This is a genomic window from Desulfobaculum senezii (genome assembly GCF_054657395.1).
On the sequence record NZ_BAAHYU010000003.1, the window covers coordinates 859,978 to 880,801 of the forward strand.

The 20,824-nt window shown below is 65.4% G+C and carries 12 protein-coding genes; all 12 read left to right on the forward strand.

Translation table 11 applies throughout. The features are described from left to right. Positions 1-8 precede the first annotated feature (8 nt). The 12 genes from ACYQ2T_RS12850 to ACYQ2T_RS12905 all read left to right on the forward strand — a co-directional run bounded on the left by ACYQ2T_RS12850 (position 9) and on the right by ACYQ2T_RS12905 (position 20,767). The gene (locus tag ACYQ2T_RS12850) at positions 9-1,055 is read left to right on the forward strand and encodes a glycosyltransferase (protein ID WP_459901073.1); all 1,047 of its coding nucleotides are present in this window, start codon (positions 9-11) and stop codon (positions 1,053-1,055) included. Further along, entirely contained in the window at positions 1,055-3,967 is a 2,913-nt protein-coding gene (locus ACYQ2T_RS12855) for a sulfatase-like hydrolase/transferase (protein WP_459901075.1), read from the forward strand. Before ACYQ2T_RS12850 ends, ACYQ2T_RS12855 begins: the two co-directional genes overlap by 1 nt. Beyond that, complete coding sequence (locus ACYQ2T_RS12860; RefSeq protein ID WP_459901076.1) at positions 3,957-5,810, forward strand: alkaline phosphatase family protein; 1,854 nt, start codon at positions 3,957-3,959, stop codon at positions 5,808-5,810. Before ACYQ2T_RS12855 ends, ACYQ2T_RS12860 begins: the two co-directional genes overlap by 11 nt. An 11-nt stretch (positions 5,811-5,821) precedes the next feature. Beyond that, entirely contained in the window at positions 5,822-6,619 is a 798-nt protein-coding gene (cysD, locus tag ACYQ2T_RS12865; protein WP_459901077.1) for a sulfate adenylyltransferase subunit CysD, read from the forward strand. Continuing rightward, positions 6,619-7,893 (forward strand): GTP-binding protein, encoded by a 1,275-nt coding sequence (locus ACYQ2T_RS12870; RefSeq protein ID WP_459901078.1) that lies wholly within the window; start codon positions 6,619-6,621, stop codon positions 7,891-7,893. Before cysD ends, ACYQ2T_RS12870 begins: the two co-directional genes overlap by 1 nt. Before the next feature lie 31 nt (positions 7,894-7,924). Continuing rightward, positions 7,925-8,155, forward strand: coding sequence for a hypothetical protein (locus tag ACYQ2T_RS12875; RefSeq protein WP_459901080.1), 231 nt, complete (start codon positions 7,925-7,927; stop codon positions 8,153-8,155). Beyond that, complete coding sequence (locus ACYQ2T_RS12880) at positions 8,152-10,110, forward strand: alkaline phosphatase family protein (RefSeq protein WP_459901081.1); 1,959 nt, start codon at positions 8,152-8,154, stop codon at positions 10,108-10,110. Before ACYQ2T_RS12875 ends, ACYQ2T_RS12880 begins: the two co-directional genes overlap by 4 nt. 117 nt (positions 10,111-10,227) lie before the next feature. Next, on the forward strand, positions 10,228-12,042 hold the full coding sequence (locus ACYQ2T_RS12885; protein ID WP_459901083.1) for a sulfatase: 1,815 nt from the start codon (positions 10,228-10,230) through the stop codon (positions 12,040-12,042). Between the two features lie 240 nt (positions 12,043-12,282). Next, positions 12,283-14,517, forward strand: a complete 2,235-nt coding sequence (locus ACYQ2T_RS12890) for a hypothetical protein (protein ID WP_459901085.1) — start codon at positions 12,283-12,285, stop codon at positions 14,515-14,517. A gap of 3 nt (positions 14,518-14,520) precedes the next feature. Further along, positions 14,521-15,978, forward strand: a complete 1,458-nt coding sequence (locus ACYQ2T_RS12895) for a B12-binding domain-containing radical SAM protein (protein ID WP_459901087.1) — start codon at positions 14,521-14,523, stop codon at positions 15,976-15,978. Next, positions 15,978-17,756 (forward strand): hypothetical protein, encoded by a 1,779-nt coding sequence (locus ACYQ2T_RS12900; RefSeq protein WP_459901089.1) that lies wholly within the window; start codon positions 15,978-15,980, stop codon positions 17,754-17,756. Before ACYQ2T_RS12895 ends, ACYQ2T_RS12900 begins: the two co-directional genes overlap by 1 nt. Continuing rightward, the gene (locus ACYQ2T_RS12905) at positions 17,753-20,767 is read left to right on the forward strand and encodes a hypothetical protein (protein ID WP_459901090.1); all 3,015 of its coding nucleotides are present in this window, start codon (positions 17,753-17,755) and stop codon (positions 20,765-20,767) included. The genes ACYQ2T_RS12900 and ACYQ2T_RS12905 overlap by 4 nt, the downstream gene beginning before the upstream one ends. Positions 20,768-20,824: the final 57 nt, after the last annotated feature.

The window sequence follows — 20,824 nt, forward strand, 5'->3', positions numbered from 1 at the left end:
GAGTCTTCATGACGGACCGGAAACGGGCAAGACGGGTACCACTGGCGCTGTATGGCATTGTGCTCTTTGGCGTGGCGCTGGCCATGTATGTCATTGGCGTGGCCTTGGGCTTTCCGCGCAACATTTTCTTTCCGCACAACGACACGCTGACGTGGATAAACCGCGCCATCGTTTTGTACAGCGGCATCCCGGCCATCATTGGCGTGTTCTTTATCTGCGTGGACATCTACGTCTTTCGCCCGCGGTTCAAAAACGGCGGCACCGTCCGGTTTGACGACCTTGGCGAGCAGACCTGCACCGTGGTCCTCACCGCCTATAACGACGAGGAAGCCATCGGCCCGGCGGTGAAGGACTTCCTTGCCCATCCGGCGGTAGAGCGCGTTATCGTCATCAGCAACAACTCCAAGGACGCCACGCTGGAGCGCGCCAAGGAGGCTGGCGCCATTGCCTACAACGAGTGCGTACAGGGCTACGGCGCGTGCGTGCACCGCGCCCTCAAGGAGGGCCTCAAGTGGGACGACACGGCCGTTACCGTGCTGTGCGAAGGGGACATGACCTTCCGCGCGGCGGATATCGACAAGTTTTTTGCCTATCTGCCGCACTGCGACATCGTGGTCGGCACGCGCACTGTGGATCAGCTGCAGGAGGAGGGCACGCAGGTGACCCCCTTTATCCACTACGGCAACACCTTTGTGGGCAAGATGCTGGAGATGAAGCACATTGGCCGGTGCACGCTGTCCGACGTGGGCACCACCTACAAGATGTGCCGCAACGACGCCCTGCGCGGCCTACTGGACGGGCTGGATTTCTACCGCATCAATTTGGAGTTTAACGCCTACTTCATGGACAAGGCCCTTGAAGCGGGGCTGTCCATTGTGGAGTGCCCGGTGACGTTCTATCGCCGGGTGGGGCTGAGCAAGGGCGGCAACGTCAATGCCATGGTCGCCTTCCGCCTTGGTCTGCGTATGATTCGGGGCATCCTCTTTGGCTGGTGGGACGAGCCGGAGGACCGCACCCATTGTCCAGCGCCCGGCGCGCTGAAGGAGTCGAAATAATGCGGCGCTGTGTTGTACTCTTTGCCGTTGTGATGCTGCTTCTTCCGGGCGTGTGCGGTGCTTCGCCAGCCGTGCGCCAGATGGTGACGCAGGACTGGCCGGGCGACTGGGACGTGCGCGGGGCAGAGATGCAGGCCGTGGACGCAACGGCCCTGCATAGGATGGCGACGCGCATAGTGGCCGCAGGCTCGCCGCAGGTGCTTGGGACCGCCGGGCCGGTGGCCGCTGGCGGAGACACCGTCCAGCGCATGCGCAACGCAGGCTGGACCGCCTTTGCCGAGGATTTTTCCGCCGCCTGCGCCGCCGCGCGAAAGGGCCACGCCGACAAGGCCGTCGTCCTGCAGGTGGCCTACACGGCGTCATTTCCCACCACGCTGAGCTACACCCTCCTCGGGCGCGAGCGGCAGATGTTTCTGCCTGCGGCGCCGGCCGAGGCGCGCAGTATCTGCGTCCCCCTCGACCCCGGAGCCGACGCCCCGCGCTGGCACGCCACGCCGGAACTGCTGCGCAATGACCTGCGCGTTGAAAGCGTGAGCGCCGTGGCCCTTGCCGCCGCCATGCATGACCGCGCCGTTGCTGTGGCGCTCTTTCTGGACCGCATCTTCTATCCCTATGCCGCTTCGTTTACGTTGCCCGGCGGCATGCTGCCCCTTGGGGACAGCGGGGTGAATTCGTCATTCTTTCAGTCCTCCATTGACGGGGCGCACAGCACGGTGCGTCCGTCGCTGCTCATTGCCGCCGGGGCCGAGTTGGCGAAGACCGTGACCCTTGCCGGAGACGGCGAGGTGCGCATGGACGTGAGCGCCGCGCCCCTTGGCGTACTCAGTCCCGTTACGCTGGAACTGCTCGCGGAGCGGGGCGGGCGCAGAACCTCCCTATGGCGCGAGAGCTTTGACCCTGCGCAGGACGTGGACGGCGCGCCGTGGTCCATGCGCACCGTGCGTGTGCCGCTGCGCGTTGCGCCCGGCGAGCGGGTGCGCCTTGTGCTGCGGGCCGAGGCCGAAGGCGGTGAGCCGGGCCTTCCCGCCGGGGTGGGCATTGTGTCGGGTATGAGCGTGACGGGCGTTGTCCCTGCCGCGGCGCCGGACCGCGCGCAGGACATCGTGGTGGTGGTGCCGGATTCCCTGCGCGCGCAGACCGCCTATGATAAGCGCGCCATGCGCGCCGGGCGCGGGTTGGCGCGGCTTATGGCGCGGCCGGATACCCTGACCTTTACCCACGCGTATTCGCCCTCCAACACGACGACGCCGTCCACCAACGCCGTGCTGCACGGGCGGCTTTTGGCGGAGTTCCCCATCTTTTATTATCCGGCCCAGCCATCAAACCTGTTTGCCTACATGCGTTCGCATGGCTACCGGACCTACTGCGTCACCACCAATCCGTATTTGATTCCGCGTCTGGAATTCTATGTGGACGAATACATCTATCACTTCGGCATCATGCACGGGGAGAAGCTGTTCACGGCGGCGGAGGAGATTCTGGCCCGTCGCGACGCTGATGGCCGCCCGGCCTTTGTGTTCATTCAGGCCATGGAGACCCACTCCCCGGATGCGGTGGGACGTGTGGTGTCGGACTGTATGGACAAGCCGGAAAGCCTTGTCCAGTACATGCGCCACCTTGGCAAGAAGCCCTTTGCCGACATGGGCACCGTGACGCGGGTGCGGCAGGGGCAGGACATGATGTTGACCAATTACAAGGGCGCGTCCGACGCCTTTGAGTGGAACGCGCAGGAGGCCGCACTCACCGTGGACGGCGCGCAGCGCCTGCTCATGGGCACGGGCTCCGGCGGGCTGGTGCCCTTTGATGACGATGTGGTTCTGCGGAGTTTTGACGTGCGGGTGGAGTTTGGCAGTGCGGCCATGCGCGGCGCGCTGTCGCATGTGGAGGTGAACCTTTTCCGCGAGGATGGCTCCAGCCAGCTGTACGCAGAGGCCCGCCCCATTGCCGAGGACGGCGCAGAGGTGACCTTCCGCGTCAATGTCTCCCACATGCTGCGCGGTGGGCCGGACGCGGTAGACGTGCCGCTGGAGGCGTTTACCGGGCCGCAGGTTCTGCAACTGCATTTTGACGCTCCGGTGAGCGGGACCATTACCGTGCGCAGTGTAGCGCGGCATACGCGCTCGCGTCAGCTTGTGGCCTTTTTGGATGAGGCGCGGGATATGGCGGCGGCGGATCCGCTACCTCGCGGCACCCCGCCCACCATGAAGACCGGCAAGCAGTACGCCCCGGAGAATCTCCAGCACTTCCGCGACGGCTACCGCATGAAGTGGATGTACTTTGACGCCAAGTTCGATGCCTTCCTTGATGCCTTGGACGCGCGCTACGGCGCGGACGGTGCAAACGGCGGGGTGGCGATGCTGTATTTCGCCGACCATGGCCAGTCCCTTGGCGAGCATGGCGTGTATGGGCACGGTTCGTCACTGTACAACCAGCAGATTCACGTGCCGCTCATCGTGCATGTGCCCGGACGCTTTGACGGAGCAACCCGCACAGTGGCGGGGCCGGTGTCGACGGTGTCCGTTTATGCCACGCTGGTGGACCTTGTGGAGGGCGCGGGCAGTGAACTGCTGCGCGGGACAAGCCTGCTTGCCGCGCATGGGCGCGCGCCGCAGGGCGTGGCCTTTGCGCAGATTGACCCGCGCGAGGCCCCCCAGCGCGTTGCCTTTATGCGGGCGGACGGCAAGGTGGTCATGGACCTTGGGCAGGGCTGGACCCGCCTTACCGCCAACGATGCCGAGGAGCGTCTGCTCATGGCCGCGCCGGATTTGGAGCGCGCCGCCCTGTGGCGCGCCAAGTGGTACCGGGGGCTGGGCAGTGGCGCCGGGGCGCAGGCGGGCCGCGCAACCACGCGGCTGGACGTGACGCTCAACCAAAACCTCAAGGCCCTGCAGGACCTTGGGTATGTGGAGTAGCACAGTGCAGGCTCATGACAAGGTGGTCGTTCTTGGTTTTGACGGGTTGGAACCGCGTGAAGTGCAGCGGCTGATGGACGAGGGGCGGCTCCCTGCGTTTTCGGCCATGGCGGAGCGCGGCGCGTTTTCACCGGTGCGCACCACCACGCCGCCGCAGTCGCCCGTGGCATGGTCCACCATTGCCACCGGATGCAACCCCGGCGGCCACGGCATTTACGACTTTGTCCACCGCTCCCCCGAGGAGTACCGGCTGGACCTGTCCATCCTCAAGAAGACCGGGCGCAATCCCTTTGCCGCGCCGGGCAAGCAGTACTCCCCGGCGCGCGGGGGCGTGGCGTTTTGGGAGCAGGCCTCGCGGCACAAGGTGCCCGCCACCGTCATCCGCTGGCCCGTGACGTTTCCCCCGCCCATGAATGGAACGCGGATGCTGGCGGGCCTTGGCATGCCGGACATTCAGGGCAACCTTGGGCGCTATCTCTTTTACTCCACGGACGACGCCGACCTGACGGGCAGCGGCGCGGAAAAGGTGCGCCCTGTCACGTTCTCCGGCGGCAAGGCCAAGGCCGCGCTGGAAGGGCCGCTGTATCAGGCCCTTGGCAAGCCAAAGCCCAGCGAGGTCGCCATGACCTTTGAGCGCGCAGGTACTGGCGTGGACGTGCATCTGCCGGACTCCACCATGCATCTGGAGCCGGGGCAGTGGAGCCCGTGGCTGCGGGTACGCTTCCCCTTGCCGCCCTTTTCCAAGGCGTGGGGCATCTGCCGGATGCTGTTGGTGCAGGTGGAGCCGGAATTCCGGCTGTATGTGTCGCCCATCCAGATTGATCCGCGTTCGCAGTATTTGCCGCTGTCGGCTCCGGCGGAATTCGCGGCCAGCCTTGGCGGCGGGCGCAGTTTCTTTACCCTTGGCATGCCCGAGGACACCAAGGCCGTCAGCGAACTGCGCATCGGCGAGGACCATTTTCTGGCCCTGTGCGACGAGCTTATGGACCAGTGGCGGCGGATGTTTTTTGCCCTGCTGGATGATTTTCAGTCCGGGGTGTTGGCGTTTGTTTTCGACACGACGGACCGGGTGCAGCATCTGTTCTGGCGGCACAAGGACACGGCGCATCCCTTCCACGACGCCGCAGCCGCCGCGCAGTACGGCGGCGTGGTGGACGACTATTACCAGCGCGCCGACGCCATCCTTGCCGAGGTGGTGCGCAGGCTGGGGCCGGATGTGCCGGTCATCGTCTGCTCCGACCATGGGTTCGAGACCTTCCGCCACAGCTTCCACATCAACACGTGGCTGTCCGGCGAGGGGCTGCTCACCCAGCACGCGGAGGGCGACGGAACGCTCTTTCGCGGTGTGGACTGGGAGAAGACCTCGGCCTACGCCGCTGGCCTCAACGCCGTGTACATCAACGAGCGCGGGCGCGAGGGCGGCGGGATGGTGCCGCCGGAGAAGCGCCGCGAGGTGCAGGAGGACATCCGCGCCCGGCTTATGGACCTACGGCACCCGGCAACGGGAGCGCGCGCCGTCAGCGACGTGGCGCTGGGGCAGGACGTCTACAGCGGCCCGTTTGCATCCGGCGCGCCGGACCTTGTGCTGGGCATGGCGCCGGGCTTTCGTGTGTCGTGGGAGAGCGCCCTCGGCGGGCCGGGAGAGGGCGTCTTTGAGGACAATATGAACCATTGGAGCGGCGACCATTGCCAAGCGCCGCAGAATGTTCCGGGAATTCTGCTGTCGAACCTGCCGCTGGAGACGCAGGGTGCGGGGCTGGAGAACATCGCCCCCACCGTGCTGGAGGTGCTGGGCATCCCCCGGCCGGACACCATGCAGGGCGAACCACTCGTCAAACGCTGAACGGAGTGCATATGGACAGGCTGACACGGCTTGAGAACGACGCGGTGTACATCATCCGCGAGGCATACGCCCGCTCGCGCAGGACGGCCATCCTGTGGTCCATGGGCAAGGATTCCACAGTGCTCCTGTGGCTGTGCATGAAGGCTTTTTTGGGGCGCATCCCCGTCCCTGTGGTGCATATCGACACGGGGTACAAGTTTCCGCAGATGTACGCCTACCGCGACCGCTGGGCCGAAGAGTGGGGGCTGGACGTGCGCGTGTTCACCTGCCCGGACAGCGTCACCGCGCGCCCGGATGGTTCCAGCAAGCTGGAGTGCTGCACCCAGCGCAAGACCAATGTCCTGCGCGATGCGCTGACCAGCATGGGCTTGGAGTCCGTGATGGTGGGCATCCGCCGCGACGAGCACGGCATCCGCGCCAAGGAGCGCGTGTTCTCGCCGCGCGGCGAGGACTTCCGCTGGGACTACATGCGCCAGCCCGCTGAAATGTGGGACCTGTACCAAAGCCGCAGCGAGGAGACGCACCACCTGCGCATCCATCCGCTTCTGGGCTTCACGGAAGTGGACGTCTGGGAATACGCCCTGCGCGAAGGGCTGGAACTGAATGAATTGTACTTTGCCAGTGACGGCAAGCGCTACCGCAGCCTTGGGTGCATGCCCTGCTGCAACCCCGTGGAGTCCGAGGCCGCAAGCATTGAGGCCGTCATCGCGGAACTCACACACACCAGCGTGGGCGAGCGCGCGGGCCGCGCGCAGGACAAGGAGGACGCCTTCACCATGCAGAAACTGCGTTCACTGGGGTACTTGTAATGACCGAAGCGCGCAGAATGAATCATGACGGCCAGCGTCCCGGCCGCGCGGTGGTGGTTGGGGATGTGGACCACGGCAAGAGCACTCTCATCGGGCGGCTGCTCTTTGACACGGGCAGTCTGGATGCAGACCGCCTGCACGATTTGGAGCTCTCCGCCAAGGACGGCGGGCCGGACTTTTCCCGCGTGATGGACGCCCTTGCCGAGGAGCGGCGCGACCATATCACCGTGGACACGGCGCAGACCTTCTTTTCCACGGCGGTGCGGCAGTATGTGCTCATCGACGTGCCGGGTCACCGGGAGTTCATCCGCAACATGGTCACCGGAGCTACTCAGGCGGACATGGCCGTGGGCATTGTGGATGTGGCGCAGGGCATAGGCGACCAGACGCTGCGGCATCTTGCCATCTTGCACATGATTGGTGTGCGGCGGTGGATTGTGGCCGTGAACAAGATGGACGCCGTGGACTACGCGGAGCAGGCCTTCCGCCGCGTGGAGGAGGCCGTGTGCGACTTTGCCGCGCGCCTTGGGTGCGAGGTGGCGGCCATGGTGCCCGTCTCCGCCGTGCGGGGCGACAATGTGGCGCAGCAGTCGCGCCGCATGCCGTGGTACGGCGGCCTGGCGCTGGTGGAGGCGCTGGACGCGCAGCCCCTGCCTGCCCCCATTGCGGGCGCGGCGTGCTTGCCGGTGCAGGATAGATACGACATGGACGGCACCCCCGTGCATGTGGGCCGCATCCTCAGCGGCGTACTGGAACCGGGCGCGCGCGTTGCTGTGCAGCCCGGTGGGGGCGAGGCGCAGGTGGCACATCTGGTGCGCTTTCCTGAAGGCGTCATCGCCTCGGCCAGCCCCGGGGAGAACGTGGGCGTGGTGCTGGAGGGCGAGGCCGAACCGGCGCGCGGGGATGTTTTATCCGATGTGGCGCTGAGCGTTGGCGACAGCATTGCGGTGCGTCTGGCCTCGCTGAGTGAAGCGCCCCTCGGCACCGATGACGGCTATATTTTGCGCCTTGGGCATCAGGAAGTGCCGTGCAGGCTTGGCCCCTTTGCCACGCGGATGAGCTTTGACGCGGCAGGGGCGAGGACCGGCGCGCAGGAGGGAGATGCTGTTTTCTTCGGTGATATTATGGTAGGAAATATACAGGTGGAAAAGCCTGTAGCGTTCCTGCCCTTCCTGCGGTGCCCCGAGCTGGGCCGCATGGTTGTGGAGCGCGGCGGAGAGGCCGTCGCGGTCGGCGTTGTGGAGGAAACGGCGGATGTGAACGACCGGGCATAATCAGCAAAGGGGAACAGACGTGGTGCATCGTATGAAGCAAGGCGCAGTGTGCGTGGCCGGTCTTGGCGTGGTGCTGATTCCGGCGACGGCATGGGCGTATGTGGATCCGGGAACCACCAGCGCCGTGTTTGGCGGGCTGGCGTATATTTTGGCCTTTGTGGGCGCTGGGGCGGCGGTGCTGTTTCGGCCTATCATCAAGCTGTACCGCAAAGTCCGTGGCCGGAAGGACACGGAGACGACCAAGGTCGAGGAGCACGGATGAACCGCCGCCAGTTCGTGAAAGGGTGCGCCGCGTGTGGCGCCATGGCGTCCTTTGGATTTCCCGCCATGGTGCGGGCGCGGCCGAAGGGCTATCGCCGGGTGGTGCTCCTTGGCATGGACGGCATCGACTTTGGCCTTGTGCACAAGTACGCCGCCGCCGGGGAGCTGCCCGCGTTCAAGGCGCTTCTTGAGGGCGGCAAGGCCGCGCCGCTGGCCACCACCACGCCGCCGCAGTCGCCGGTATCGTGGACGAGCATCGCCACGGGCGTTGGTCCCGGCCAGCACGGCATGTTTGATTTTCTGGAGCGCGACCCCGAGTCCTACACCCCCCGCCTTGCCATCACCAGACAGCAAAGCGGCGGGGCGCTCTTTGGCGCGCCGGAGTACGTGAATCCGGTGCAGGCGCGCCCCTTCTGGGAGGATGTGGCGGACGCGGATATTCCGGCCACAGTGCTCAAATGGCCCGTCACCTTCCCCGCGCCGGACAAGAGCCGCGCAAAGCTCCTTTCCGGCATGGGCGTTCCTGACGTGCAGGGCAATATTGGCCGGTATGCCTTCTATACGGACGCCCCGGACGATGGCGGTCCGGCTGGGCACAAGGTGGTCCGGCTGGCCTTTTCCGGCGCGGCGGCGCAAACCGAGGTGCGCGGCCCGTTGGTGGCGGGGCTGACCGGTACCAAGCCCGCCACTGTGGACATGACCATACGCCGCACGGCGGACGGCGTGCGGCTTGTGGCGGGCGAGCATGACCTCACCCTTGCGCCCGGGGCGTTTTCGCCGTGGCTGACCTTTTCCTTCAACATGGGCTTTGGCCGCACGGTGAGCGCCATGGGGCGCTTTTGCCTTGTGCAGGCTGCCCCGCATGTGCGGCTGTACCTGACGCCGCTGAACCTCACCCCGGCGGACCCGGCCTTTCCCATCAGCAGTCCGGCAGGGTATGCGGGCGAATTGGCCGAAAATATCGGCAACTTCGCCACCCTTGGCATTCCTGCGGACACCAAGGCCCTCACCGAGGGCCGCCTGACCAACGAAACGTTTTTGACCCTGTGCTACGACCTGCTCACCGAGCAGGAAAAGCTGTTCGACTACGGCTTTGCCAACGCGCCAGAGGGCCTCATGGCCGGGGTGCTGTTCACCACGGACCGCATCCAGCACATGTTCTGGGCCGCGCTGGACCCCAAGCATCCGCTGTATTCCAAGCAGTACGCCAAGCGCTATGGCGGCGTGCTCCTTGAGCTGTATAAACGCATGGACGCGCGCCTTGCCCGTCTAATGCAGGATGTGGACGACAGAACGCTGCTGCTCGCCTTCTCGGACCATGGGTTCAGCACCTACCGCCACTCCGTGCATGTGAACCGCCTGCTGGCGGCGAAAGGGCACCTGACGCTCACGGGCGCGGCGGACCCTGCGGACCCGGACGCCGGGGCGCTGTTTGCCAATGTGGATTGGGCGCAGACGGCGGCCTACGCCGTGGGGCTGAACAGCGTGTACGTGAATTTGCAGGGGCGCGAGGGCGAGGGCGTTGTGCCCCCGTCGCGCCGGGATGAGCTTGTGCGGCGCATCGCGGCGGACCTTGAATCCTTCCGCCATCAGGAGACGGGCGAGCAGGCCGTAGCCAAGGCCTTTGACGGCCGAAAGCTGTATGGCAACGCGCCGGGCGCGCCGGACATCGTGCTTGGCTTCCGTCCGGGATACCGCTCCAGCTGGCAAACCGCCGTGGGCGGCTGCCCGGAGATGATGGTCTCCGCCAACCGTAAAAAATGGAGCGGCGACCACTGCATCGCCCCGGGCTTTGTGCCCGGCATTGTGTGCTCCAACGTTCCTCTGGCTGCCAAAGCGCCAAGTGTGCGCGACATTGCGCCAACCGTGCTTGCCGCGTTGGGACTTCCGGTTCCAAAGCGCTACACCGGGGCGCCCCTCGCGCAGGCGGCATCGGGCCGTCCTGCTTCCGGATAGACGGCATTGGTCTGGCGCGGCTGTGGCCGCGCACGCTGCACCTCGTGCTGGTCTGGACCTTCCGCTCCATCTGACTGTGCAACTGCACCGAGCTTCGCAACGCAAGTGGATAGTGCCATGAAACGACGTGACTTTTTGAAGGGCTGCGGTGGTGTGGCTCTGGCTTCCCTGTTTGCTCCAGCGTGCCGGATAACCGCTGTGGACAGCGACATCCCGCCCGTCCAGCGCCTTATGGCCCCCGGCGGAGAGGGCGCGCGCGAGGTGACCCTTGGCGGGCAGACCATGCCCACGCGCGTGGTGGAGCTTGGCCAGCCGCTGGATATTGGCTCCTTCCACACGGCGCGGTGGTCCCGCCTTGAGGTCGCCATAGGCCTTGAGGAGGACGCGCCGCGGCAGGACCTGCGCGTTACCATCGATACGCCAGAGGGCAACGTGACCCGCGAATGCTCGCCCGAGCCGGGAACGTTCACCACGTTGACGGCGCAGGTGGGCGGCCTTGGCGGCGCAGCGCGCGTGGCGGTGAAGGGGGCGACCTCCGCGGGGCAGGTGGTCATTGGCAATCCTTTGGTGCTGACGCCGCAGCGCACGCTACAGCGCCCCAGCGTCTACCTTGTCACCATCGATACGCTGCGCGCCGACCATATGTCGGCTTACGGCTACCACCGCAAAACCACACCCGTCTTTGACGCCCACATGGGCGAGGGCACGCTCTTTGAGCGGGCCTACTCCGCCGCGCCATGGACGCGGCCAAGCTATGCCTCCCTGCTCACTAGCCTGCCGCCGTCGGTACACATGGCGGTGTCCAAGCGTGTGGCGCATGAGGGACTGATTCCGGGGCTGGAGGCCATTGGGCCGCAGTTCACCACCCTTGCCGAACGCTTTCGCGATGCAGGGTACCTGACCCTTGGGCTGTATACGGTGGGGAATTTAGCGCCGACGTTTGGCTTTGCGCAGGGGTTCGATCAGTACGGCTACATCCGCGAGAGTGTGGACCTGCCCGAAGGGGGGCGGCGCTTTCGCATGGAGCTGGCGCGCTATTCGGCTGAGGCCTACGCCGAGCAGCTTGCACGCTACGCGGACCTGCCGGTGTTTGCCTTCATCAACATCATCGACCCCCACGCGCCATACCGCCCACCGCGTGACTTTTACCGCGGTTACCTTGAACCGGGCCACGGCGACTACAAAGCGCTGGAAGGCTATTCCATCGGCGCGGGATGCTACAAGTGCGACAAGAAAACCGTCCGCCGCGAGGACCTTGTAGCCATGTACGACGGCGAGGTGCGCTACACGGACTTTCAGTTGGGGCGCATCTTTGGCGAACTGCGGCGCAGTGGGCGCTATGACGACAGCCTTGTGGTGCTCACCGCCGACCACGGCGAGGAGCTTGGCGACCGTGGCGGGTGGGGGCATGGCCAGCGCCTGACGGACGAGCAAATCCGTGTGCCTCTGTGGATGCGCATGCGCGGCCGAATGCCCCATGGGCTGGTGACCACGCCGGTGAGCCAGATGGCCCTTGGGCCGACCATCCTCGACCTTGCAGACATTGGGTACGAGGCCGATGGCATGTGGGAGCCGGGCTTGCTTCCTCACGTGCTGGACGGCGCTCCTGCTGGCCCGGTGTACAGCGAGGTGCTCAACCACAAGCTGGCGCCCGAGGCACAGGACGCCATGGTCTACGGCGGGGCCAAGCTCATCCGTGGCCGCATGACCGGGAGCTATGCCTTTTACGACCTTGGCGTGGACCCCGGCGAGCGCACCAATACTGCCGACAGCGCAGGGGAGGCCGGGTACCGCCTGAATGCGGCGCTGGTGGCCGCCCAGTCGCGCTGCGCGGCGCTGCGCACGCGCTACGCCAATGCGGACTTTGTGCCGCCGGACATCCACAAGGACCCGGCACTTATTCAGCGGCTGAAGGATCTTGGCTATCTCTAGCCCCGGTCACACGCAGCATCCGGAAATGGGAATGCCATGACGCGCAGAGACACAGCACTCTGGTGGCTCATCCGCCTTGCACCCGCTCTTTTGGCGGTGGCGTGCATGTGGCGTCTTTTGCTCGTGCCCGGATGCATGGGGCATTTGAACGACTGGGCTGTTCCCCCACATTCCTTTTACTTGGCAGACGTCTTTCGCAGCGCATTGTATGCGTGGGAAAAACATTTCCTTGGTGGTGTGATGAGCATGAAGCTCACCACCATCATTCCCGTGACGCTGTATTCCTCCCTTGGCCTTGTGGATGTGGACGGGCACCTTGCCACCAAGCTGTGGGTGGCGGTGTTCATTGGTGGCTCCGTGTGGGGCATGGCCTCGCTGTGCCGCTGGTTGCTTGCGACCAGCGAAAGCACACGGCGCGTGGATGGCCTCCATGTCGAGGCCGTGGCCCTTTGCGCGGGTATTCTGTACGGCATTTCGCCCTTTATGTTCGGCTCCGTGGTGACGGGGTCCTTTGTGCAGTTTTTTATGTTTCCTGTGCTGCCGCCCATGGTGCGGCTGATGCTGGAATTGGCCGAGGGCCGGCCCGCGGCGCCGCGCGTGGTGGGGCTGGCGCTGTGCTTTTCGCTGGTTGTGGCCTCGGTGCAGAACTATTTCATCATGTGGGGGCTGTTTGCGCTCATTGTGGTGGTGCGGTGGCGGTGGCGTTTGGTGGCGGCATGTGCGGCCACGGCGGTACTGACCTGCCTGCTGAATGCTTACAGCTTTCTGCCGCTGTTTTTGGCGAGCGGCGGCCTTGGCGGCGGCGTGGAAGGTATGGACTACGTTGCACAGGCGGCAGGGATTATTCGCCATGCGCAGAATTTGTACCTAACCGTACTCAATGCAGGGTGGAAGCACCGGGACCTGTTCCTGAAGGCTGTTCCGCTGACGCCGTGGCTTTTTGTGGCGTGCGCCGCGCCGCTGCTGCTCATGGCCGGGGCGGGCGTACTGCGCTGGCGGCGGGAGTTTGGCTGGCGCGAGCGGCTGTTCATCACGCTATGGATTGTCAGCGTTGGTGTGGCCGCATCGGGCAAGGGACCCTTCGCCGGCATCATGATGCTGGGGTATGAGAACATTGGCGCGACGCATATCTTCCGCTCCCCCCAGCGGCTGATGCTGCTGCCGACGCTCTTTTTTGCCATTGTGGTGGCGCTTCTTGGCGCGCGGTATGTGCGCTCGTCCCGGCGGGGCGGGCTGGTGTGCGCCGTGCTTGTGGCGCTTGCTCTTGTGCGCGGCGCGTCCTTTTACGGCGGGGACCTTGGCATCTGGAAGCTGGAGCACGAGCCGACAAATAGCGCCATGGACAACTTCCGCACCGCGCCGGAGTTTGCGCGCTTTCTTGGTGATATGGCTGTGGACTCGCGTAGTGGGCGCATCCTGTTCTTGCCCCTCGCCCATGCCGCGAAATTTTTGCAGCGGGACTACCAACGTTCAAGCATTGGTGGCGATCCGGTTTTCCAAACCTGTCCGAAGGCGGCCGTGCACACCTTCCCTTTTCATAGCGCGTATCCGTTTCTGACGTCGCTAAGGGAAAACACCTACAAGGGCGACGCACGCAGCATCGCCATGCTTGGCGGGGTGTTTTCCGCCTATGAGCTCGTCATCCGCCGCGACGTGGAGGACCATTCGCGCTTCAAGGGCATCTGGCTGGAGAACCGCGAGATGCTGGACCGCACTCTGCCAGCCATGGCCGCCCTGCGGCAGGAAAGTGAGGCCAAGGAGTGCGGCGTGTACGCCCTGCGCGGGTACGCCCCGCTGGTGCGCGGGCTTGGCGGGGCTGTGGCGCTGTCGTCCCCGGCGTGGGGCGCGGGCGATGTTTCGCAGGCTGCGCTGGCCGCTCAGGGGCCGTCCAAGATGCAGGGGGTTGTGGCCCTTGCCGTGGTCTTTGGCATCATTGCCCTGCGTGGGCGTGGACGGCTGGTGCGCGGGGCCGGGGCGGCGTACGCCCGCATTCCGGACCCGGTGCTGGCCGCCGCGTGGCTGGTGCTTGGCGCGGCAACGTATTGGCCGTCCCTTGAGCGCGCCCGCACGCAAGTGCCGTTTTGGGATGCGCCGTGGGGCGAGGTGATCTTTTTGCGCACCTTTTACGACGCCTTCACCCTTGGGGGGATGGCGCTGGTGCTGGTGGTGTGGCACGCCGGACGCGCCGTCCACCGCCGTATTGGCGAAGGGCCGGGTGGGGTGTTTGCCGCGCCGGAGCGGCTGTTTGTGGCGGCCGCGCTGGTGCTGGGCGGCTGTTTGGCCGTAGCGGCCGCGCTGGACAGCGTGCTCCATGGCCGCGCGCTGATAACGCCTGTGACCACGGCCATGTACTATCTAGCCGGAACGGCCCTTGTGGCGGCCACGTTTCCGGCGCTGGACGGGGGACTTGTGCGGGCGTGGGGCGCCCGCCGCGTGGCGCATGTGGCGCAGACCGAGCAATCCGTGGGGGAATGAGCTATGGCGAGAGTGCTGTTGGTGTATCCGAGTTTGCGGCTGTTGGGCTACCGGTTCCCGTATTCCCTCATTCCCATTGCCAACTACCTGAAGGCGCGCGGGCACGAGGCCGTGGTCTTTGACGCGCAGGTGGAGGACATGGCGGATTTCCACCCGGAGGGGTTCGACCTTGTGGGCTTCTCCATCCTGTCCGGCCCGCAAATTAAGAGCGCCCTTGCCATGGCGGCCACTGTGCGCCAGCGCTGCCCGGATACGCCCATCGTTTTTGGCGGCGTACACGCGACGCTTCTGCCCGAGCAGACCGCAGAGCATCCGTTGGTGGACATCGTCACCCGGCAGGAAGGGGAAATCACCACCTGCGAACTGGTGGAAACCATTGTGGATGGCGGCGACCTGTCCACGGTGCAGGGCATCACCTATACGAAAGACGGCGAAGTCGTCTCCACGCCGGACAGGCCGTTTTTGAACCTCGATGAGACGCCGTTCCTCAACTATGACTTCCTGAAAACCGAGCGGTATGTGGAGTTCCAGCGTAAGCCCTCCATCATTTATCTGGAGACAAGCCGCGGGTGCCCGCACAAGTGCGGCTTCTGCTACGATCCGGTGTTCCACAAGCGCAAATGGCGCTCCAAATCGCCGGAGCGTGTGGTGGACGAGCTGGAATTCGTGGTGCGCAAGTACGGCGTGGAGCAGGTCTGGTTCACCGATGACGAGTTCGCCGTCTCCCAAAAGCGCGTGGCCGCCATTGCGGAGCTGCTCATCAAGCGCGGGGTAAAGCTCAAGTGGCCCATTTTCTCGCGCGCCAACTACGTGGTGAAGTACGACAAGGACTTTTTGGACCTTATCCGCCGCGCCGGGTGCGACTGGATCAACTTTGGCGTGGAGTCCGGCTCGCCGCGCATCCTGAAGCTCATCAACAAGCAGATTACCGTGGATCAGGTCATCCGCTCCGTGGAGATTCTGCGCGAGAACGACCTGAACGCCGGGCTGTCCTTCATGATTGGCTTCCCCGGTGAATCGGTGGATGAAATGCGCCAGACCTTTGAGCTGATCGACACCTGCTCCAACATGTACGACAAGGTGTGGATTGGGCAGATTTCGGCCTTCACCCCCCTGCCGGGGACGGCGCTGATGCAAAACTGCATTGATGAAGGCTACACGCCACCCGCCTCCCTCGAAGAGTGGGGCGAGTTCTATTACAACGACCCCAAGAATCTGGCGCATTTTGAGCGCTCCATGTTCCGCCTTATCCGCACCATCACCCTGCTGACCAAGTTCGACTTTGCCTACCGGGGCTACCGGGGCGCGGGCATCCTTGAGAACAGAAAGCTCCTCAAGGCCATCCACTACAGCCTGTGTAAGGTTGCCCAGTGGCGCTGGCAAAAGAAGCTGTTCGCCTTCCCCGTGGAGTGGGTGGCGCTGGACTACGCCCTCAGCTGGCTGAAGTTCGGGGAGCGGTAATGAGCGCAGGGCGTCGCGCGTTGCTTCTGGTGGCCTTTGCCGCGCTGGCGGCGGGCGCGCTGTGGCGCTTCGCCCTTGAGCCGGGCACGGTGGGCCACAATTGGGACGCGCCCATCGCCCCGTATTCGTTCTATCTGGCGGACATTTTTCATTGCGCGCCGTCTGCATGGGAGAAGCACGCCCTTGGCGGGCTGATGGGCATGAAGCTGACCACGCTGCTCCCCGTGTGGGTGTACAGCGGGCTTGGGGTGCTGGGGCTTGATGGACACGTGGCGTCCAAGGCGCTGCTGTTTGCGGTGCTGACGCTGTCCATGCTCAGCATGCGGTATGTGCTGGTGCGCGTGCTGACGGCGGCGGGCGAGGGCCGCGCAGAGGACGAGCGGGTGCAGGTGGCGGCGTGGCTTGGCGGCGTGGCGTATGGCATTTCGCCGTTTTTCTTCAACATCACCATCGGCGGGGCCGTGCCGCAGTATGTGACCCTGCCGCTCCTCCCCCTTGTGGTGTGGCGGGTGGTGTGCTTCACCTCCGGGCGCTATGGCGCGGGGGATGTGGTGGCGTTGGCTGTGCTCCTCTCCCTTGTGCTCCCATCGGCGCAGAATTTCGTCCTGTGCTGGGGCTTCTTTGCGCTGTGCTGCTTGTGGTGGCTGTCGTGGCGCAATGTGGCGGGCTTTGCCCTTGTGGCCGGGGTGAGCATCCTATTGTGCATGTACGCCCTCGCTCCGCTGTTTTTGACGCAAAGCGGCCTTGGTCTTGGCGTGACCATGCAGGACTACAGCCTGCAGGCCGAGGGCATCCCTAGAACCTCACAGGCGCTGCATCTGACTTTCTTTGGTGCGGGGTACAACAACCGCGACTTCTTCCTGCGCGCGCATCCGTCCACGCTGCTGTTCTTGGCGGCGTCCGGCGGCGTGCTTGCCGTGGTGCTGTGGCGGATGGTGGGCCTTGGCCGGGCGCTGGACAGGCGCGAGCGCTTGCTGGTTGGGGCGTGGCTTGTGGCTGTCGGTGTGGCGGCGGTGGGCAAGGGCGTGTTTGCGCCGGTGCTCATGTGGGCCTTTGAGAATATTCCGGTGACGCATTTGTTCCGCTCGCCCCAGCGGCTGATGGTGTTGCCGACGGTGCTGTTCCCCTTTGTGCTGGCTCTCGCCCTTGGCGCGCGCTCCACCCGTCCGGGGCTGGTGCTTGTTGTGACGGCGCTGCTGCTCCTGCGCGGGGCGTCGTTTTGGAGCGGCGACTTTGGGCGCGAGCGCTTGGTGCCGCAAAAGGTTGGTGTGCTGGATAACTACACGGTGCCGCAGGAGTACGGCGAGGCGCTGTGGGGCGCGCGGGCGGACAGCCGCCTTGGCCGGGTGGCCTTTCTGCCCGTGAGCATTAGCCCGCGCTACCTTGCGAACACGCATCAGGTGGCGGCCCAGTCCGGGGACATGCTGGTGCAGGCCTGCCCGGATACGGCGGTGTATGCCTATCCTTTTTCCGGCGCGTTTCCGGCGGTGCGGACGTGGACGCAGCGCTTCTACCAGCAGCAGGACAGCGCCGACGTGGAGCGCCTGAACGCTCTGTTTTCGGCCAAGGCCGTGCTCTTTCGCCGTGATGTGGAGGAGGACGGCCCGCTTATGATGGTGTGGCGCAATGGGCGGCGGAGCATGCAGGACGCACTGGAGCAGTCCGGCGCGCTGACGCGGGTGGTGCGCGGGCCGTGGTGCGATATGTACGCGCCGCGCGGGTTCGCGCCCATGGTGCGGCCCGTGCCCCGGGCGCTGACGGTGGAGGCAGGGTCATGACCGAAACACTCCGGGAAGTCCCCAACCGGCCAGGCATGGCGGCAGGCGGACTGCGGGCCATATTGCCGGAGCTTGCCCTTGCCGCGCTGTGTGTGGGCGCGGGCGCGGCGTTCTTGGGCTGGCGCATGCTGGATGCGCCGGTGGACTATCCTTTTTTTGTGGCGGGGAATCTGGCCTTTCAGGGCTGGACCAAGAGCGGCGACTACGCGGCGTTTTACTGCGGCGTGGGGGCCTTTCTTGCGGCGTTTGCCGCCCTTGCGTGGGCGGGCGCGCAGGCCCTGCGGCGCGGCCTTGGGCAGCCGTATGCTGGCCTTTTGGCGGTGATGGCCGTCCCCGCGCTGTTGTGGTTGGCCTCGCGCGTGACGCTCACCTACGCCATGGAGCATCTGCTGTATGCCTCGGCTGCGGGCGCGCTGGGAGTTGGCGCGCTCACCTGCGTTGTCCTCTGGCGGGTACGCCGCTGTGATGAGGCGGCGCTGACCGAGGCTGTTGGCGGTGTGGCCGTGGTGGGGCTTCTGGGCATGGCCGCCGGAGTGGGCGTTATGGCGGTGGCGGATCGGCTGTTTTTTGCCGCGCCCGGCCTGCACGCGCCGCAGGCCATGACGGCGCTGACCACCGGCGGACTGGTTGGCGCGGCAAGCGCGGCCCTGAGCGCCGTGATTGGCGGGCGGCGGGCGGCTGTGCGGCGGCGCCTGAGGTGGCTGCTTGTGGTCGTACAAATACCTGTGCCGTGCATTCTTCTGCTCCTGCTCCCGCTACCGTGGATGGTGGATGGCGTGGAGCACACCTTTGCCCGTGGGCATGCGCTGGAGGGCTTTACGGCGGTGATGCTGGCCGGGGCGTACGCGGACCTCATCCGGGTGACGCTGCGTAGCCGCAAGGGGGGCGCCGGACTCTTTGCCGCGTTATCTCCGGCGTGCGTGTGCGCGGCGGTGTTTTTCATGAAGGCCTCGGGGAGTATGATTCCGCATCTGGAGCGCAGCGACTACCACACCGGCGAGCAGTTGCTGCCGTGGTGGATGCTGAAGGAGCATGGCGCGCTGCCGTATGTGGACTTCGACCCCGTTCGCGGCTTGGTCAGCTACTGCAAGATGTTCTTCACGGACCTGTTTGGCGATGGCTCGTCCGGGACGTTCTTCCTTGCGCGCAACATGCAGATGCTGTTGTTGCTGCTGCCCGTCTACGCCGCGGTGTCGCGCGTGGCGGGGCGCATTCCGGCGCTGGCGTGCATCATCTTTTTGCCCCTTGATGGCCTGCTGCGTATTCACGCCGTGCTCACTGTGGGGCTGTGCGGATTGGCGCTCCTGTGGTGGCGGCTGTCGCCGTCGTGGTGGCTGGCGGCGTGGGTAGCCATTGGCACGGCGTTGGTGCTGTTTGCTCCCGGACAGGGGGGCTTATTGGTGCTGGCGACGTTTCCCCTTGGCGGTATGGCCCTGTGGGGCGCGCTGCGCAGTGAACGCGCTCTGCTGGCGCGCGTTGCCGTGGGGGGAGCGGCCATGGCGGCGGTGGTGCTGTTTCTGACCCCCCTTGGGAGCATCATCTTCGGCGCGGTGCGCTATGGGCTGGAGAATGCGCAGGTCAACGACGTGGCGAACTCCCTGCCGTGGTCGCTGACGCTGGCCAAGCCCACGGTGGAGACGGCGCCGGGCCTGTGGGAATTCATTCGCTTTGGCTTCATCTTTATGGCTGTCGCGCCTGTGGTGCTGCTGGTGCGGGACTGGGGGCGTCCGCATTGGGAGCGCCTTGCCGTTGTTGCTGTGCCCATCAGCATTTTGATGGTGCTGTTTGTGGTGCGCTCCGCCGGGAGCATTGGTTCCGGCATGTCGCGTCCGGGTGTGGCTACCATGTGGGCCATGGGCGCACTGCTGCCCCTTGTGCTCTTTGCGCGGCGGCGCGGATGGCCCATGGCGCGGCGGTTGTGGGGGCTGGCCCTAGCCGCCGGAGTGGTGGGCATGGTTTACGGGTTTTGGCAGTTTTTGCCGCAGGCTCGCGTGCAGGCGCTGTTCAATATGCCGCGCTATTCCGAACCGCTGTTTGAGGGGGCGGATATCGGCATCCCCAGCTTGCAGACCTTTTATATCAAAAAGCGCCCCGGCCGCGAGGCGCGGCACATGAACCGCCTGCAAAAGGTGCGGATGCTTTTGGACGCAGTCCTGCGCCGCGGCGAAACGTATTTTGATATGACCAACCACAACGCGCAGTACTTCTACTTCAAGAAGCGTGTCCCCGTGAACATCCCCGCCGTGTACAACATGCCGCACCCCGGCCAACAGCGCCGCGCCGTGGCGCGGCTGAGCGCGGACCCGCCGCCCCTTGTCCTTGCCTACGCCGACAACCAAAACCACAACGGTGGCACCGCCGCCCTGCGCGCCCATCTTGTCTACCGTTACGTCATGGAAAACTACGTGCCCTGTGAGTGGTACGGGCTGGTCTTTTTGCTGCGGCCCGATGTGGTGGACCGCGCCACAGCCTTGCCCGGCGGCGTGACCGTGGCGCGCATGGTGGACGAGACGGCCCTGTCGCTGTGGAACCGGGCGTTTTACCAGCGCGATGTGGAGCGCTTGCCAGCGTCGTGGGGGCAGTCCGAGGCGACCCTTGCGGACCAGATGCGGCCCGTGACGGCCTGCGCTGTGAAGCCGGACCCGGCTGTTCCCGTCACCGGCGGCTGGTTGCGCCCCAAGAATGGACGCGACGCCGTGACCATCGTCCCCGGCGGGGACGACGCAACCGGGCGCGGTGCCGGGCTGCTTGTGCTGCGCCTGCGGTACAACGTTCCCGGCGCGGTGGGGCGCGTTGAGGCCCGGTGGGGGGACAGTCCCGGACAAAGCATGACATTTTCTGGCGGTAGCGGGACGTATATTGTTCCTCTGGATGCCGCCCCATCGTGGTTGATGTCGCCGCAGGTGTCGCCGGTGACGCTTCGCTTTTCAGGCATGAAGACCAAGTGGGCGGTGCGCGTGGACGAGGCGGCGCTGATGCAGCGCGCCGGGGCCCCGGACCCGAAAAGATGACGCCCCGCCTTGGCGCAGTGGTGCGGAGCGTGTATTGTGGCATGAATCTCTGAAATG